General features: G+C 36.7%; 14 protein-coding genes. 4 read left to right on the top strand and 10 right to left on the bottom strand.

Going from position 1 to position 16,482, the window contains the following annotated elements:
- From BW724_RS07605 to BW724_RS07585, 5 genes are all read right to left on the bottom strand, one after another.
- Nucleotides 1-1,350 (bottom strand): sensor histidine kinase, encoded by a 1,350-nt coding sequence (locus BW724_RS07605; RefSeq protein WP_088074659.1) that lies wholly within the window; start codon nucleotides 1,348-1,350, stop codon nucleotides 1-3.
- A complete protein-coding gene (locus tag BW724_RS07600; RefSeq protein ID WP_088074658.1) occupies nucleotides 1,347-2,018 on the bottom strand; it encodes a response regulator transcription factor in 672 nt (223 codons plus the stop codon). Before BW724_RS07600 ends, BW724_RS07605 begins: the two co-directional genes overlap by 4 nt.
- 135 nt (nucleotides 2,019-2,153) lie before the next feature.
- Complete coding sequence (locus BW724_RS07595; protein ID WP_417891411.1) at nucleotides 2,154-2,729, bottom strand: GbsR/MarR family transcriptional regulator; 576 nt, start codon at nucleotides 2,727-2,729, stop codon at nucleotides 2,154-2,156.
- A 63-nt stretch (nucleotides 2,730-2,792) separates the two neighbouring features.
- Complete coding sequence (locus BW724_RS07590) at nucleotides 2,793-5,783, bottom strand: AAA family ATPase (protein ID WP_088074656.1); 2,991 nt, start codon at nucleotides 5,781-5,783, stop codon at nucleotides 2,793-2,795.
- A complete protein-coding gene (locus BW724_RS07585) occupies nucleotides 5,780-7,015 on the bottom strand; it encodes a metallophosphoesterase family protein (protein WP_176371337.1) in 1,236 nt (411 codons plus the stop codon). Before BW724_RS07585 ends, BW724_RS07590 begins: the two co-directional genes overlap by 4 nt.
- A 204-nt stretch (nucleotides 7,016-7,219) precedes the next feature.
- On the opposite strand from BW724_RS07585, the gene BW724_RS07580 reads away from it, so the two are divergent.
- Entirely contained in the window at nucleotides 7,220-7,405 is a 186-nt protein-coding gene (locus BW724_RS07580; protein ID WP_088074654.1) for a YhzD family protein, read from the top strand.
- A gap of 135 nt (nucleotides 7,406-7,540) precedes the next feature.
- On the opposite strand, the gene BW724_RS07575 is transcribed toward BW724_RS07580, so the two are convergent.
- The 5 genes from BW724_RS07575 to BW724_RS07555 all read right to left on the bottom strand — a co-directional run bounded on the left by BW724_RS07575 (nucleotide 7,541) and on the right by BW724_RS07555 (nucleotide 12,404).
- Nucleotides 7,541-7,972: a PaaI family thioesterase gene (locus tag BW724_RS07575; RefSeq protein ID WP_088074653.1), complete on the bottom strand. Its 432-nt coding sequence runs from the start codon at nucleotides 7,970-7,972 to the stop codon at nucleotides 7,541-7,543.
- Between the two features lie 72 nt (nucleotides 7,973-8,044).
- Nucleotides 8,045-9,556 (bottom strand): coproporphyrinogen III oxidase, encoded by a 1,512-nt coding sequence (locus BW724_RS07570; protein ID WP_088074652.1) that lies wholly within the window; start codon nucleotides 9,554-9,556, stop codon nucleotides 8,045-8,047.
- 161 nt (nucleotides 9,557-9,717) lie between these two features.
- Entirely contained in the window at nucleotides 9,718-10,572 is an 855-nt protein-coding gene (locus tag BW724_RS07565; RefSeq protein WP_088074651.1) for a Cof-type HAD-IIB family hydrolase, read from the bottom strand.
- 172 nt (nucleotides 10,573-10,744) lie between these two features.
- Nucleotides 10,745-11,095 carry a YlbF/YmcA family competence regulator gene (locus BW724_RS07560; RefSeq protein ID WP_088074650.1) on the bottom strand — a complete coding sequence of 117 codons (351 nt, stop codon included), beginning with the start codon at nucleotides 11,093-11,095 and terminating at the stop codon, nucleotides 10,745-10,747.
- A gap of 166 nt (nucleotides 11,096-11,261) precedes the next feature.
- Nucleotides 11,262-12,404 (bottom strand): DUF445 domain-containing protein, encoded by a 1,143-nt coding sequence (locus BW724_RS07555; protein ID WP_088074649.1) that lies wholly within the window; start codon nucleotides 12,402-12,404, stop codon nucleotides 11,262-11,264.
- Nucleotides 12,405-12,538: 134 nt separating this feature from the next.
- Between BW724_RS07555 and BW724_RS07550 the strand changes: the two genes are divergently transcribed.
- From BW724_RS07550 to BW724_RS07540, 3 genes are read left to right on the top strand one after another with little or no spacing between them, the layout of a single operon-like run.
- Nucleotides 12,539-13,909 (top strand): YheC/YheD family endospore coat-associated protein, encoded by a 1,371-nt coding sequence (locus BW724_RS07550; RefSeq protein WP_176371336.1) that lies wholly within the window; start codon nucleotides 12,539-12,541, stop codon nucleotides 13,907-13,909.
- A gap of 16 nt (nucleotides 13,910-13,925) precedes the next feature.
- Nucleotides 13,926-15,077, top strand: coding sequence for a YheC/YheD family endospore coat-associated protein (locus BW724_RS07545; protein ID WP_088074647.1), 1,152 nt, complete (start codon nucleotides 13,926-13,928; stop codon nucleotides 15,075-15,077).
- Nucleotides 15,046-16,437 (top strand): YheC/YheD family endospore coat-associated protein, encoded by a 1,392-nt coding sequence (locus BW724_RS07540; RefSeq protein WP_088074646.1) that lies wholly within the window; start codon nucleotides 15,046-15,048, stop codon nucleotides 16,435-16,437. The genes BW724_RS07545 and BW724_RS07540 overlap by 32 nt, the downstream gene beginning before the upstream one ends.
- The last annotated feature ends 45 nt before the right edge of the window (nucleotides 16,438-16,482 follow it).

Below are 16,482 nucleotides of genomic sequence, written 5' to 3'. Positions count from 1 at the left end.
TTATTCACTTGTATTCTTTTCGAATACCATCTCAAATCTAATACCATCTTTCACATTAATAACATTTGGATAACCTTTGTGTAACTCGCAAATTCTCTTTACAATGGCTAGTCCTAATCCAAATTGTCCTTTGTTCCCTTTTCTAAACGGAGTAAAGATATGATCCATTTCATTTTCTGGTATGTTTTCTCCATTATTAAAAACACTAATAATTACTTCATCGTCAGTTTCTTTAGCTGAAATTTCTATCAAGTCCTTGGCATACCTTAATGCGTTCTCTACTAAATTCTCAACGAGAACACCCATCAATTCTTTATCTCCCCATAAATTAACATGTCCTCCATTTACAATGATTTTTACATCTTCTCTATGCCAACGGAAACGCTCTTCAATCCGGTATGCAATGGAACCAAATGGAAACCTTTCATTTTCCATTGGCGTCTCTTTCATGGAATCTAATTTCGTGTAATAGAGCATGTCCTTTACGCGCTTTTCCATACGATCCGATTCTTCTAAAATAACATCCATCGTTTGTTCGAGATTATCTTTTGGAGTAATCCCATCCTTCACTGATTTGGCATAACTCTTCACGACCATAATTGGCGTTTTTAACTCATGAGAAGCATGCTGAATAAAAGTTTTTTGTGCCCGGTCATACTTCATTAAATTTTGACGCATGGCTTCAAACTGATTTGAAAGCTTCTCAAATTCTGGATCTCCTTCCCAATAAAAAGGCTCTTTCCAGTTTCGGTCTGCAATTTGCTCAAAATGATTCCCTAAGCTTGCCAACGGCTGACGCAAGTAATGTTTTAACCAAAAAGCTGGAATAAGGCTCAGCACTCCAGCCAACAGCATAATGTAAGTGAGTCTTCCCCACAGTCGATTTACCATCTGATCACGGTACGTATCCCACATGTAGGAAATATGATACGCTTCCCCATTTGTGGTGTAAATTTTGAATATCACATAAAACAAAGTCGCTTCATTATAAGTTAATTCATATCTACCACGCCGCGCCAATTGATTATAGGCATTCTCACCCATCTCCAATAAAACCTCATTCGGAACAGGATCACCTTCTAAAGTACTCCGTTGATTCATTAAAAGTAAATGACCAACGGAACGCTCTGCTTCTCGTCGTTCAATAAAATCTATCTCAGAATGGGGAATATTATGTTCTCCCCTAGGATTAGCAAAACGAGTCTGTTCTTGCTCAATAATACGGTACGTTTCATCAGTCAGCGTGCTTTTCAATGAAATTGGATAAATAATCCCAATTAATAAAGCAACCATTACTAAGATTGCAATAAAAGAAAACCAAATCCGCTGCGTCAAGTTTAATTTGATCATGAAGATAATACCCTATATCCATATCCATACAGTGTTTCCACATGTATTCTCTGTAATTTTTTCCTTACACGCCGGACAACATCATCTACTGCACGCTCAGAACCAAAATAGTCACTACCCCACACATATTCAATAATGTGCTCTCTTGATAGGGCCTGACCCAAATTTGTAGTTAATAAAATAATTAAGTCCATTTCCTTTGTGGTTAATTCGATTAAATTATCACCGTCATAAACTGTTCTACCTTTCGGGTCAATCTTATATCCATTAACTTCAAACCTTTCAACAGCCTGATCATTTTCAGGATACACACGCTTGAGTAGTTTCTTTGCCCTAATAACAAGTTCTTCTGGGAGAAACGGTTTAGAAAGGTAATCATCACTTCCTAATTCTAATCCTAAAACACGATCTAAATCTTTATCACGAGCAGATATAAATATCACAGGAGTATCTCCCTTTGCTTTAATTGCTTTAAGAAGTTGATAGCCGTCCATACCTGGTAACATGATATCTAATACCCATAAATGTGGAGGTTGATCTATTAAATCATGTGCTTCCTTGCCATCTTTAAAATATCTGACCTGCCACCCTTCTTTTTCCATATATGCTTGAATGATATCTCCTAAATTTTGTTCGTCCTCTACTAGATAAATCAAATAATCTTTCACTTTTCATCACCCTTTTTCATTAGCGTAAAAACAGAAAATAAATGAACTAAACCAGGTAATACGTGCATTATTTAAATAACAATTCATTATTTATTATAACAGAAAAAAGCTGTTCCTATAGTAGAACAGCCCTTATCATGATCTCTCCAAATCGTCCCTTTTTGGGACTAAGTCAAAAATTTTACCACTCTCTACAACATCCACAAATTGGAGTAACCACATGTAATAATTGCGAGCATACGCCAATCTCTCTAGATCATTTTCAATTTTCTCTTTTAGTTCCTCATCCTCTGTTTCTTTATACAGCTGTTCAAGTTCCATCTTTGCCTCGTCGGCCTCTTCAATATTTGTTTCTGTACCTTTCTTCCATTGACGAGAAAACAACGCAGTAAATGATTTATACCAATCTTTCTCTGTACGGTATAAATCTTTTCTAATTCCCCTTTTGAAAACTGGTTCAACCATTTTCATATCTGATAAAGTACGCACACCAGTACTCATGCTCGTTTTACTCATACCTAATGAATCTCGCATGTCATCAAGTGTCATAGGTTCCTCTGAAAAATAAAGGGAACCATATAGACGCCCAATCGAAGGGGTAATCCCATATAACGTCATATTTTTAGCTATGCTTTGTATAAATTGATCCTTTGTATCTTCATACTTTGTCCACTCTGGAGAATCTTTAAAATTATTTTTATCCTGACTCAATGAAATAACCTCCATCTCCCTCTCTGAATAAATTCTACCAAAAGTGAATGCAGGAAAAAAGAGTTATCCTATATATTCTCTATTTAAATATATTTTATCCCAATTATACTCATCTACAATATGTTGATGACATGTGAAAACAATGATTTGTCTTGATTTAGATAAGTCCTTTAATAAGGTAATAACATTAGCCCTTCTATTTTTATCCATATTGACTAAAGTTTCGTCCATAAATATCGGAAAATTCACTTTCCCTTCGTTTAAAGATGCTAAGGAGAAACGAAGTGCTAAATACAGTAATTCACAAGTACCTCTGCTAAGCTGCGACGGTTCAAACCGTTCTCCATCTTGTCTTTCTAGAATAAAGCGTTGCTCACCAAGCGGTGCATATAACCTAGTATAACTACCCTCTGTCAAATGGTGGAATAGTTGTTCCGCGCGCTTGATAACAGCTGGCTGACGTTCTTTTTCATATACACTCTTTACTTGACGAATAATTAGTTTACTTACTGAATAGACTGCCCAACGCTTTGCCAATGTTTGTAGTTCTTCCTTCCATTGGGAAAAAGTTAACAGTAGCTCTTCATATGTTCCGTCTTGCTCTAATACATCAACTTCTTGCTTTAGTTTCGTCAACTGTTCTATCGATTTTTCCAAATGACCTTCGACTTCCTGTAATTCATGAACTAGTTCAGTTTTCTTTGTAGGTGGAGAATAACCCTCCTCCAAGTCATCAATAAGGAGCTTCAACTCTGCTTCATTTGAAAAGATTGTTTGCATTTGAATCCAACATCTCTGCTTCTCCTCTAGTTTCGTTTTCTGTTGTAGATAATCTGCTCCTTTCCTCCTAAACTCCTCGCTATTTTTCACAGAAGCATTGTCAAGAAGATCTTTCAAGTCTTCCTCCACTGTAAAAACTTCGCTTTCAAGTCGTAACATAACTTCTTTCCGAAGCTCTAATTGCTCCAACAAACTATTGTGTCGTTTTTCCTTTTCACGTTCTTTATTAATAAATTGGGATAAAATTTGAATTGGAGCAACTTTTTCCAGATTCTTCAGCCCTAAACGATTAATTATCATGTTCAATTCATCTTCTAATTCCTTCTGCTCCATCTCAATTAAAGTTACCTTGCTTTTTAAAGTTAAATAGTCTTCCTCTGTATTTTTCCATTCACTAATTGATTTTAAAAGTGCCTCATAAACATTTATTTCAAGATTTAATGGAAGTTGATTCTCGTAAGCCCATTCATTTATTTCATTTTCCAGCTGCTGTATGTCATTCTTAACCTTTTCTATTTCTTGTTCAAATTGCTCCTGTCTTTGAATTAATCTTTGATAATCACGTACTAAGGTTTGGAGCTCATCATACTTTTCCTCTTCCATGGCCACAATCTGTTTCAACCGCTCGCGCTCTTGATCTGAAGTACTATTCCCAACCCTAAACAAATCTTCTAACTGCTTTTCAAGTGCTGAAATCTTTTCTGCAAAATCCCTTTCTTGCCGCTTCTTCCCGTTCCATTTTTGTACAAATAAAAATATGAAAAAGGCTCCAATGAATGTGCTAATCCCTCCTAAAAAATAATTAGAAAGGATAAGTCCAATGACAGCAAGACCTAAGAATAAAATGATACAAATACTAAATATCAATTGCTGTTGTTTCGTAGACTTTAAACGATCTATATTTTGAGCTTTCAAATTAGCTAATCTTTCTCCTAGAATTGCTTGTTTTGTTTTGACCTCATGGTTTGAATCAGTTGCAACTCCAGCCTTTATACGTTCAAAGTCGTCCTGAGGCAATAGGGCTTCCTTTACACGACCTTGAGAATCCTTGTTATTGTGCACTTCCCTCTGCACCTTTTCCAAATCCTCCATGACCCTTTGTTCACGATGCTTGTATGTATGTATCAGATCTCTTAATTCCTGAAATCGATTAATCATAAAAGAATGAAAAGGAATTTGGGAAAAATGCAAGTCCTCAAACTGCTTCCATTGATTTTCAAGCTTTGACATTTTTCTTTTACATTCTTCTTTATCTACGTAATAGTGCTTCCAGTCAAGTCTACTATTTTCATAAATATCATATTGCCTAAGCTTTTGCTCTACTTCCCCCTTCCATTCTTCTGAAATAGGATTAATCCTACTTAGTTCTTGTTCTAGTAACTGATGTTTCAACTCTTCATCTTTAAGGGAAGCTCGTTTATCCCTAAGTTTTTCTTCTAACACCTCTAAACGTTGCAAGCCATTTTCAGGAAAAACCGTAATCAAGTCTCTTTCTGAAAGCCACAGATGATTTTCCTTCCATTCCCTAACTAATGGGACAATTAATTCTTGTTTTTCAACTTGATGAATCTGCTCAGTTACTTCTTTTTGCTTATCTTTCCATTGAATGTGTTGTGATTCTTTCTCTGCAATTTCCTTTTTTATTTCATCGAACTGTGCAATTCTATTTTCCCAGCCTTTAATCTCTTTATTTTTTTCTTCTAACCTTTTTGATAGCTGATTCATTTCGGTCTTTTTACCTCGAGGCTTAAAAAGAGTCTCCATCTCTCCAGATAAACGTTTTTCTAATTCTGTAAGTTGTTGAGCACCACCGACGCCTGTATCATATAAGAACTGATTCATATCCTCAGGACTAAGGTTTCCTAAACCGTTTAAACCATCTAGGTCAAAGTGAAAAATCCCTTGGAATGTATGAATATCTACTCCATTTAACAACATTGATAAAGCTTCTTCTCCACCTTCACGGCCATTTGGGAAAAATACAGTTACATCTCCCTTGACCTTCCGCCCCTTAACCCTTCGAATAGTAACTGTCCCATGATCTTCTGTCCACAATGTCACCGAACCACCATACTTATCAGTCATTATTGGGATATATTGGTTCTCCCCTTTCTTTGGAAACCCAAATAAGACGGAACAAACAAACGACATTAAGGTTGACTTGCCCGCCTCATTATCGCCGATGAACAGTATCAGATCACTGTTATCTGTGAATCTCCACTTTTTATCTTCCCATTTTCCATACCCATATATATGGACCTCAAGTATTTTCATCTTCTCACCTCATTGTCCATTAATGATGTTAGAAGCAGATTTTCAGCCTGATCCAATATCTCTTGTCTATCCACTTCACTTAATTGATCAAGGAATTGTTTGAGTATTGGATGAGAAAAAACTGGTCTTAATGCAGCTTCATCAGTTTTCTCCATCTTTAAACTATCTACAATACGAACCACATCACCCATTAAATGCTCCTGGTTACTTAATTCCTTCCTATCAATGAATGGCATTGTTTTGAAATGAATTTTCTCAATCCAAACATTTCTCACGGAAATGGATAGCTCATCTCGTAACAAACTGATAAACTCCTGTTGATCCTTATAGTCTATTAATTGGTCATGAAGAACTCCTTTTCCGATTACTTCTAAGTCTATAAAATATTGATTTCCACTTATTTCATTCTTTATTTCCTCTTCAATATGCTCCATGAACATTTCCATTGAGTCGAGTCCATCAATTTTCGCCTGGATTTTTAACCACTCAACAGGAGCAGTCCCAATAAACATCATGTTCGTATCTGTTTTTGTTAACTCAACATAATAAGCACCTTTTGAACCTGTTTCCTTCCTGTGCCCCCCTTGAACATTACCTGGATAGACTATAGGAGGTTTTTCAGAGAGGATCTGTCTTTTATGGATATGGCCTAAAGCCCAATAGTCAAAACCTTTCTCTTTTAATTCACCAAGGCTAAATGGGGCATATGGATCGTGATCTTGCTGCATACGTTCTTGTCCATGCAACATTCCAATGTGATAGGCTTTGTCATCCCCTTCTTTTTTATAGGGAGGGATTGGATTATCTTTATAAGCTCTCTCTGGATAACTAAAACCGTATATGTAAACTTCTTCTTCTCGAAACTTTCTTTTAATGGCCTGTACACTTTCTGGAAAAACATGCACATTCTCTGGCATTGATATTGGAAGCTTCATTTTTATCAGGGGATCATGGTTACCATGTATTAAATATAATGGTATATTTCTCTCTGCCAGTCTAACGGCCTGTTTTTTTACAAACCACTGCGCCCTTAGGGAACGGTGTTCATTATCAAATAAATCTCCACATACTAAAACAAAGTCCACATTTAATTCAATGGCCTTATCAATGATCCTCTGAAAGGAAAGGTATGTTGCCTGCTGAACTGCTTCAACAAAGTCATCTGGCATATCCATATGAGAACGAATGGACCTTCCTAAATGGATATCTGCACAATGAATAAATCGGATCATAGTGATCATCCTTTCATTAGCTGTTGAGGTGATTATACCACAAAAAGGGAATGAATGTTCGCTCTAATGTTTATAAATTTTCATTTTGGCTTAACTCCCTTTTTCTGGAGAATCGGGCAAGCATACTACATAAAATATTTGAAAAAAGTTGATAGAATATTTAGAATAAATGTATATTGGATAATCTTAAAGGGGGCATTTAAAATGGCGAAATATTTTATTACTGCATATGATAAAACAGGTAAGCATTTATTAGATGAAACATTTGAAGCTTCTAATGATAAGCAGGCAAAAGAACTCGGTATTCAGAGATTAGAAGAAGAGAATTCACTGGAAAATCCTAGTAGAGTTGTTCGCTCCTCAGGAGGATTAGTACATTTTCATCAATGAACAAAAACAAGGAATAATAAAGAGCCTTGATCACGATAGCAGCTTCCTTACTTTAATATGGGAGTAACATATTAATAAAGTTGGAAAGGTGGACGCAACAAATTTGTCGCGTCCACCCTTTTATGTTTTTATAGCTTACTCAGTCAGTGAATAGAAAGTAGCCGTTACTTTCCCAAGGTCCCTGCCTCTGTCATCAACAAGGAGACACTCAACAAACTGAATGCTCTTCCCTTTTTTCACAAAGTAAGCTGTAGCATGGATAGTGCCTTTTCTAGTTGTTCTAAAGAACTGTGTCTTCACTTCAAGAGTAACCCCCGGCCTTTCTGAAAAGGCTGCACATAAGTGCCCCATTGCTGTATCTGCTATATACATTAAGATTCCACCATGAAGAAAACCAATGGGATTAAACATGATGTCCGATACAGGGGCACTGATATTCACCTTTTCCCCTTCCTCATCATAGGTAATGTCAAGGTCTAATAAGGAATACATGAACAGTTGTCCTGTTCCCTCTTCATGTTTACTCAGTGCTCGTTCAAAATTGTCTCGAATCATTTTTTCATCCAACACCCATACCCCCTTCATATTCAACACTTTAATAAAAGTCATCGGTGTTGAGAATCAACTCAACATCTCCCTTTAATTGAGCTTAAATAGTAACGATAAAGCCTCTAGTTTTTTATGGGTATAATCCTTGAAGTTTTCGATATATGCTTGTGGCTCTTTCGGATTTGCGAAACGATCAATTTTCCCTGTCTCTGGATCGACCCATTTACTAGCCGCCCCACAACCTAGTCCAATGATCGTCTGCGCTTCTTCCATGATCATTATATTATAAATACTTTCGTGACCAGGAAGAGCATATCCTACATTTTCAAGATTTCCTAGAATATTTTTTTGCCTGTATAAATAATATGGCGCATAGCCATGTTCAGCCATCCATGTATCACCAAGCTTCATCATCTCATGTACTTCTTCACGGCTAGCTACTTTGTATTTCTCTTTATATTTTGTCATTTGAGAAGCGCGCTTGTAAGAGAGAGTATGAACAGTTAAGGAGGTTGGTAGTAACTCTCCAGTAACATCCAATGTATGCTGAAATTCTTCTAGTCCTTCTCCTGGCAACCCAATGATAAGATCCATGTTTATATTAGTAAGTCCCTGTTCATATGCCATATGATATTTATGAACTGTTTCTTCCACAGAGTGATGCCTTCCAATAGCTTTCAGCGTTTCATTTGTAAATGATTGCGGATTCACACTGATACGGTCTACTTTCCACTTTTTTAACACATCTATTTTTTCCGGTGTAATAGTGTCCGGTCTTCCTGCTTCTACGGTTAGCTCTCGAATTTGATCCATTCCTGGAAAAACTTCATACATATGTTCATATAAAGCATCCATTTCCTCAGCAGTAATACTCGTAGGTGTTCCTCCACCATAATAAATGGTTGATACTTTGATTTTATTCTCCCTTAACCACTCACCAGTTTTCTCCAATTCATAATGAAGTCCTTCTAGAAATTCTGGAACGGAACCATTTTTCCCGTTAATCGCATAAGCTGGGAAAGTACAATATGCACACATTGTTGGACAGAATGGGATGCCAATATATACACTCACTTCTTTACTCACTTCATCAAGGTCTGGTACTACTGTTAATTGGCGGTCTACTATTTTTGATAATAATTCGATTTTCTCTGGACGAAGGAGATATAACTTTTCTAATTCCTCGTGAATCTCATCTTTCGTTTTTCCCGATCGTCTCATGGAGTGATATAGCTTTGTAGGCCTAATTCCAGTTAATACCCCCCAAGGTTGCTCTATGCCAGTATGATCTTCTAAGAGTGTTAATAACGTATAGAGGACTGCTTGTTTTTTTACTTTTTTCACTGGAAATTCTAAGGCACTTAGGGTAATACTTTTTTCAATTAACGGGCTATTATCTTGAAATAAACCAGCCTTAACAAAAATGGTCTTATCATCTGTTTCTTCTATATCAAATATTACTGAAAGTTCTAGGACTTCTTTTTTTCTAGTTGGTTTACGTTCATTGAAGGTTACGTTAGCTTCATCATTAAACAATTGAACTAACCTTACGCAAGCCCTTTGAAATTTTTCTTCAATTCCTACTAAATGAATAGCATTCATTAATAGCCATTCCTTTCTATGATTAATCACCTATTCAGTTTAGCTTTCACCATCTTGAAGGTCAATAAATATAGCCATGAAAAAAAGACATCAGCAATGATTATTTGCTGATGTCCTTATTATAGGTTAGTTAGTGGGTTGAAGCATCTCAGAGCCCAATATTATTTTAATTTATACACTTCAGGATGTAACTGCTTACGGAATACTTCCCTTACAGCGTAACCAACACCGTTTTGATTATTTGACCGCGTTACCCAATCGGCCACTCTTTTTACTCTTTCTGGTGACTGTCCCATAGCAACACCAATTCCAGATTGAACTAGCATTTCTTCATCATTCTCATAGCACCCTATGGCGACCATTTCCTTAAGTTCAATTCCTAATTTATGTCCCAATACTTGAAGACCTTTCGCTTTTGATGCAGATGCATCCGTTATGTCGAGGCTACCTTCCCCTGAAGAGGTAAGTCTTATGTGTGGAACGAGCTCTTGAACTTCTTCCATCGCATCTTGCCGTTCTTTTTCATTCCAAAATTGCGCCTTTATTTTTGGAACCGTAAGTGGTTGATCAATCAAATGATGACTAAGTGAATCAACAAAATTAATAGGATAAAAAAGTGGATCTCCCATGCTTATATTCATTCTTGCTATTAAATTACGTTGACGTGTTTTATTTCCAATTGCATATTTTTCATGCAATAACCGAATATGACAATGATAGTTTTCTAAAATGTCTACTAACTGGTAAGCACGATCAGAGTCAATTCGCCTTTCATATATAGGTTCATCTCCCTCTGAAGCAACAAACCCACCATCATGAGTAATTAAGTAAGCGTCGTCTAGTTTAAGTGCCTTCGCTATTTTTTTCGCAGAAGGAAATGATCTTCCCGTTGCGAGAGTAACGTATGCTCCTTTTTCCACAGCAAAATCAATTGCTTCCTTTGTTTCCTTTCCTAACCGATGATTCGACTTTAATAGGGTACCATCGATGTCCAACGCTAATAAGCGATATACCATTGCTGCCATCCCCCTTCATTAATCCTTGGTTCATTGGTAATACACATATATGTCCTTTTTTTCTTGAATAGAACCTAGAAGGTACAAAAGAGTGGTAAACAGACTAATTTCAGGGGAACATAAAAGGATGCCACGAAAGTGACATCCTCAAGACCGTTCAGTTTATGTTATTTTACGCTTCTTGTGCGCCGTATAGTTCTTCAAGGGGCTCAGTAATCGCTTTGTTTAAGTCAGTAATTAACTGGCTCATACGTTGTTCAGCTTCCATTAGTTTGGAGATTGCTTCATGCTGCTGAACTAATTCAAATTGCTTTTGTGCTTGTTGAATCTCTTCTTCCGTAATTTGTTCACCTTGCATTTGTTTTTGCTGAAGCTCCAATTGAACATTACGGAAGTTATCTAGCATACGCTTTGCAACCTCATCATTATTTACTTGATCGTGAAGGTTTTTCAAAGCTGTAAACTCATCACTTTCTTTAACAGCTTTCGCTAAATCTTGTGCCTTATCATAAGGGTTGGCCATTTTATAAATCCTCCTTAGTTTTTTGCACGCATGAATATGGTGAACGTAAAAACAAGTAACTATTACGATACATACGTACGGTTAACATTCTCTAACGACTTTAACATAAAAAACGACAGAATTCATCTTATAGGCTAATATTCACAATATTAGATGAAATATTTTGCTATAAAACAATCATGATCAATAGACCTTGAAAAAGTCCAACCAGTCCACCGATAAGGGCACCTAAGATTGCAATCATCTTTAATTCCCGTTTAGCTACCAAGATCAGTATCGTCTCTAGTCGTTGAAGAGGGAATGTATTGACTTGCTCTTCTACGATGTTTCTGATCCCTATTCTTTTTATTGTATTTTTCAAGTGTTTTTCTAATAACTTTGTTACTTCACTCATAAAGGACGGTACAATGCTAGTAATTATTATGTCCTCGTATTGATATGCCCACTCTTTCATTGGACGTTCTAAATCCCTAATAATTGGGGTTTCTGATAAGATCAAGTCGACCATCTTCTCAACCTTATTACTAACTTCTATATTTTCTAATATTTCGTCTGGACTTTTCTTTAAATATTGATGATACTCTCTTTTTAACCAGTCATTAAGAAGTTCTTTCGTTTTGTCCTCATGTAGAAGTTTCGTCAATTCTTTAATCATTATCGATGTTAAAGATGATCGATTGACCATTCTACCTAAAAAGCCCCCAACACTCCCTCTTGTTTCAAAAAATCGAGAGATCATTTCATCAATTTTACCTCTACCCTCATCTGATATCACGTATACTTCTACCTTATCTAAGATGGTAGTCGTCATTCGTGGGATATACTCTTCTAAACGACTATTCCATTCAGGTGGTATAATCTCTTCCAAAGGTTTCGATTGATAGCGTAAGGCTATCCCATTTAGTTTATTGTAAAGTCCATTGCGAATAGCATCTTTTATGGTTGTTACTGACCATGAACGATTTGTGTTTGTCTTCAACCATTCATCAAAACTCAGTTCCTGATGCAAAAAATCATGTAAGAGTTGCTGTATCTTTGTTTCAAGGTCATTCATAAAAGGGCCTTGATTAATTCGCTTTTGAATTCCTTCTGGTGTAACAAGATGTTCCTCCACCAATTTCCCTAATTGTACAGCAAGCTCATTCCTACGCTTCGGAATCAATCCCGGAGTGAAAGGAATTTGATAGGAGCCAATATACATTGCCCGATGAGGTCTAAAGAGCATATGTATTGCAATAATATTAGTCCCCCCACCTAGTATTGCTCCGATTATTGTAAGTAATATAAGCCAGCCAATATGAAACTCCATGTTAACCACCTTTTCTCCGTTGGTTTGCACATCTATCACTGTCTCTTCATAAGATACGATATCCACAAATACCTATGAAACGTCTTACTTCTATAATGTAACCAGTATCAACTATAAAATAAAGAGGGATGCCCATGCTTTCCTTCAAGCTTTATATTTCACATCTTGAAGTGAATGAACAGTTACACCCTAATCAAATTGTATTGCCAAGAAAAATCTCTTCCATTTGGAATATAGAACATAAAATGCTTGGCAAAATAGGGTACCAGTTTTTAACGAAGGACGTGGAAGTATTTATTGATGATACACTGCCTGACACGACCATTCAACTGGCACCTCCGATAGCAGAACACTTATCGTTATTATCTGTTAAAAGACTTCAATGTTTTTACGATTACCAAGAAAAAATGTTTCATCTTGGACCGTCCATTGGAGTAGTAATAGGTGATATCCAACAAACAGACTCACTACCACAGTTTGGTACCATTACACCATATATTGAAGAGATGGGGAAATCAGCCACTGACTTATACTGTCCTTTTTTCGTTTTTTCATATAAGGACGTAAAAGGAACATTCGTAGAAGGCTATACTTTTCATGACAACACATGGAAAAAAGGCAATTTCCCATTACCCCATGTTGTCTATAATCGTATCGGGCGTAGGGATCAAGAAAGATCTCCCCAAGGGCAGGATTTTTTCCAACGTCTTAAGGACATGAATATCCCATATTTCAATGATAGATTTTTGCATAAATGGGATACACACGCCTTATTTATGAAAGAACCAACAATTGAGCCTTACCTCCCTGAAACAAAGCACCTCCAGGGGAAGAATGATCTGTATGAGTTACTTTCGAGATACTCAAATATATTTATAAAACCTTTTTGGGGTAAAGAAGGCTCTGGCATTATAAAAGTCCAACAAGAAAAGGGAGTCTATAAAATTACTTACCCTACTGATCAAGGCTGGCAAACAAAAAAAGTAAAAACAGATTACCAACTTTTTGAAATATTACAGGATAGGGTTCGGAAACGGCGATATATCGTCCAACCACAAATTGATACACTTGAATACTCAAATGCGCCAATTGATTTTAGAGTTTTATGTGTAAAAAATATATCTGGTGAATGGAAAGCATGTTCTACTGTTTCAAGAGTTGGGGACGGTGGAAAAATTGTTTCAAACTTGGCACAAGGTGGATCGCAGAGAAAAGCATCCACACTTTTGAAAGAATTCATGACTGAAGAAAAAGCAAAACATACAATACGCTTCATGAATGAACTTGGAATTCATGGTGCCCAGATCATCGATAGGGAAACAGATGGTCTATATGGTGAATTAGGTTTTGATTTTATGATCGACAAGACCGGTCATGTCTGGATCTTAGAAGTAAATATTAAACCTTCTAAAGGAGACTCTCTGCAACACTCGAATAACAGCTTCCCATCTATACGACTTTTGCTTGATTACGCTGAATATTTAACCGGATTCAGCCATCATTAATGATATCAGGTGTTGAATGCAGACAGTCTATCCTTATATTTATGGTCTATTACAGCGACTCAAAAGAGAAAGGCTGAAAGAAATGACTACCCTTGGTATTCTCCAGTTAGATACAAGTGAATACAATCCTTATTTAAATGGAGTAGCCTCTTTATGCGCTGAAAACGGGTATGATATATTTCGTTTCAGTCCACTCGATGTGGATAGGGAACATGGATTAGTACAACGAGGACTTCAGTACAACAGTTACACAAACAAATGGCTTGATGCAACTTTCCCTATTCCTAAATACATTTACGACCGTTGTTTTTATTCCAGTAAGGATAAAAGTAGCTATCATGCAATAAGTATCGTGAATGAAATAAAACAAATGTCAACCTTCCTTGGAATTGGCTTACCTAATAAATGGGCTGTTCATCAATGGCTAAAAAGGAATGAGCATCTTTCCCCCTACTTAATGCCGACTCAATTGTTGAATAGGTCGACCTTTCAAAGTTATTTAAATTTTTTTCAAGATTTAGTGCTTAAGCCGATCTCTAGTTCAGGTGGGAAAGGAATATATTTTATTTTTAAAAAAGAAGATGGATCCCATTGCCTCACAGATGCGTCTAATAAGCTTGTAACTATACTCTCAGATAAAGAGCCTTATACTCAGGTACAATCCATCCTTTTAAAGGATAACTATATTATCCAGCCTTATAAGAACCTAAAAAGAGAAAACCGTCCATTTGACTATCGGATTGTCTTACAAAAGGGAGAAACGAATTGGTACATCGTTGGAAAAGGGTTTCGGGTAGGAAAGGAAAATACGAACGTTTCAAATATTCACTCAGGTGGATCCGTTCAAAAAACCATGCCATTTTCCAAAAGAGAAAAAAATCACATTAACAAACAAATTGGTGACATTCTCCCTCGTATACCTGAACAACTGGAAAAACACCATTCGCCATTATTTGAACTCGGAGTGGATCTTGGAATAGATGAAAGAAACAAACTTTGGATCTTAGAAATTAATTCAAAGCCAGGCTATCAAACTGTTTTGCGTACTACGGGGAAAACAGTTTGGCGCAGAATCTTTTCAGGTCCAAAGAATAGGATAGAAAAGCTCGAGAAGAATCTTGATAGGAGTGACTTACATGACGGAAGCTCGAACCGTTTATATAAGTAATGATAAAGACATAAATAATCATACGATCGATATCCCTAATGATGATCTTGACTTCTTAGGATTAAAAATAGGAGGAACTGCAACCTTTATTTTCGGAACGAAAGAAGTTATCTGCACAATAAGTTCGTCAAGAAAGAGTGGTGAATGGGTATTTTCAAAGCTTGCTTGGGATACTTTAGCTATTCCATTTGCTATGAAGATTACTAGTATTCGTGGGCAAGATGGGAAGATTCATCTAGGACCCATTATTGGGATCTTCACAGCAGGATTTACAGGAAGTCCCCTAAGACCTGTAGGAGAAAGATCCTTTTTATTTGCGAAATACATTCATGCTGCAAAAACTCGAGGGGGCCTTGCATTCATCTTTGGATCTCATCATATTCATTGGGAAGAAGGGCTCATTGAGGGCTACACTTTCACAGATAACGGTTGGGTAGAGTTAAAAATTCCAATTCCAAATGTTATATATGATAGGCTTCCAAACAGAAGGACAGAATCACACCCTGACTATTCAAAAGTAAGGGAGAGACTGCAGGAAGAGTATGAAATCCCTTGGTTTAATCCTGGTTTTTTTGATAAATGGCACATTTACCAGCAACTAATTGATATCCCTATAGCAAATAAATACCTCCCTAAAACGATTGCATCACCAACTGAAGGTGAGATTAAGGATTTTGTCCATCAATATGGTCATGTCTATATCAAACCCAAAAATGGCAGTCTAGGTTTAGGGATACACCAAGTTATTTATCATGAAGAGGAGGGTTTTTATTATTGCAGATTTAGGGATCAATGGAGAAATCGATTAAGGCGTTATGGCTCATTATCAAGACTTTTAAGGACACAATTCCCTAGTGGTTTTGATGCCCTGGTCGTCCAAGAAGGGATATCATTAATTAAATATCAAAATAACCCTATCGATTTCCGCGTTCACACGAATAAAGATATAAATGGTTTCTGGAAAGTAAGTGCAATAGCCGCAAAGGTAGCAGGTTCCGGGAGTGTGACGACTCATGTAAAAAGTGGCGGTCATGTGAAATCAGCTTCGGAGATTTGGGCAGACCTTTCATTAGAAAAAACATTACTTCACCAACTTAAAGAGTCTGCTATTACACTGAGTAGAGCAATTGATGCTACAACAGGTGGAGACGTTGGCGAAATCGGCTTTGACTTGGGAGTAGATTCTGAATCAAAAATATGGATGTTTGAGGCCAACTCTAAACCAGGCAGGACAATATTTTCTAATCCAAAGTTAAAGCATGATGATTTATTAACACGAAGATTGCCTATGGATTACGCCTTTTATTTATATCGCACAACACTAGAAGGGGTGTTGGATGGTCAGGAATCCGTCATCTGATCCGTCATCTACTACTCTTCCCAATCTAGTTTTTATAAGGAGGCT

Source organism: Litchfieldia alkalitelluris (assembly GCF_002153425.1).
GTDB classification, from domain to species: domain Bacteria; phylum Bacillota; class Bacilli; order Bacillales; family Salisediminibacteriaceae; genus Evansella; species Evansella alkalicola.
The sequence above is the reverse complement of the archived record's forward strand: the minus strand, read 5'-3'. Positions and strand labels throughout refer to the sequence as shown.

Coding starts and splice junctions, on each gene's coding strand:
- BW724_RS07585 (WP_176371337.1), bottom strand. CDS start 7,015: ATGATCCGATTTATTCATTGTGCAGATATCCATTTAGGAAGGTCCATT.
- BW724_RS07555 (WP_088074649.1), bottom strand. CDS start 12,404: ATGGAGTTTCATATTGGCTGGCTTATATTACTTACAATAATCGGAGCA.
- BW724_RS07545 (WP_088074647.1), top strand. CDS start 13,926: ATGCAGACAGTCTATCCTTATATTTATGGTCTATTACAGCGACTCAAA.
- BW724_RS07540 (WP_088074646.1), top strand. CDS start 15,046: ATGACGGAAGCTCGAACCGTTTATATAAGTAATGATAAAGACATAAAT.
- BW724_RS07560 (WP_088074650.1), bottom strand. CDS start 11,095: ATGGCCAACCCTTATGATAAGGCACAAGATTTAGCGAAAGCTGTTAAA.
- BW724_RS07580 (WP_088074654.1), top strand. CDS start 7,220: ATGGCGAAATATTTTATTACTGCATATGATAAAACAGGTAAGCATTTA.
- BW724_RS07590 (WP_088074656.1), bottom strand. CDS start 5,783: ATGAAAATACTTGAGGTCCATATATATGGGTATGGAAAATGGGAAGAT.
- BW724_RS07570 (WP_088074652.1), bottom strand. CDS start 9,556: ATGAATGCTATTCATTTAGTAGGAATTGAAGAAAAATTTCAAAGGGCT.
- BW724_RS07550 (WP_176371336.1), top strand. CDS start 12,539: ATGCTTTCCTTCAAGCTTTATATTTCACATCTTGAAGTGAATGAACAG.
- BW724_RS07605 (WP_088074659.1), bottom strand. CDS start 1,350: ATGATCAAATTAAACTTGACGCAGCGGATTTGGTTTTCTTTTATTGCA.
- BW724_RS07565 (WP_088074651.1), bottom strand. CDS start 10,572: ATGGTATATCGCTTATTAGCGTTGGACATCGATGGTACCCTATTAAAG.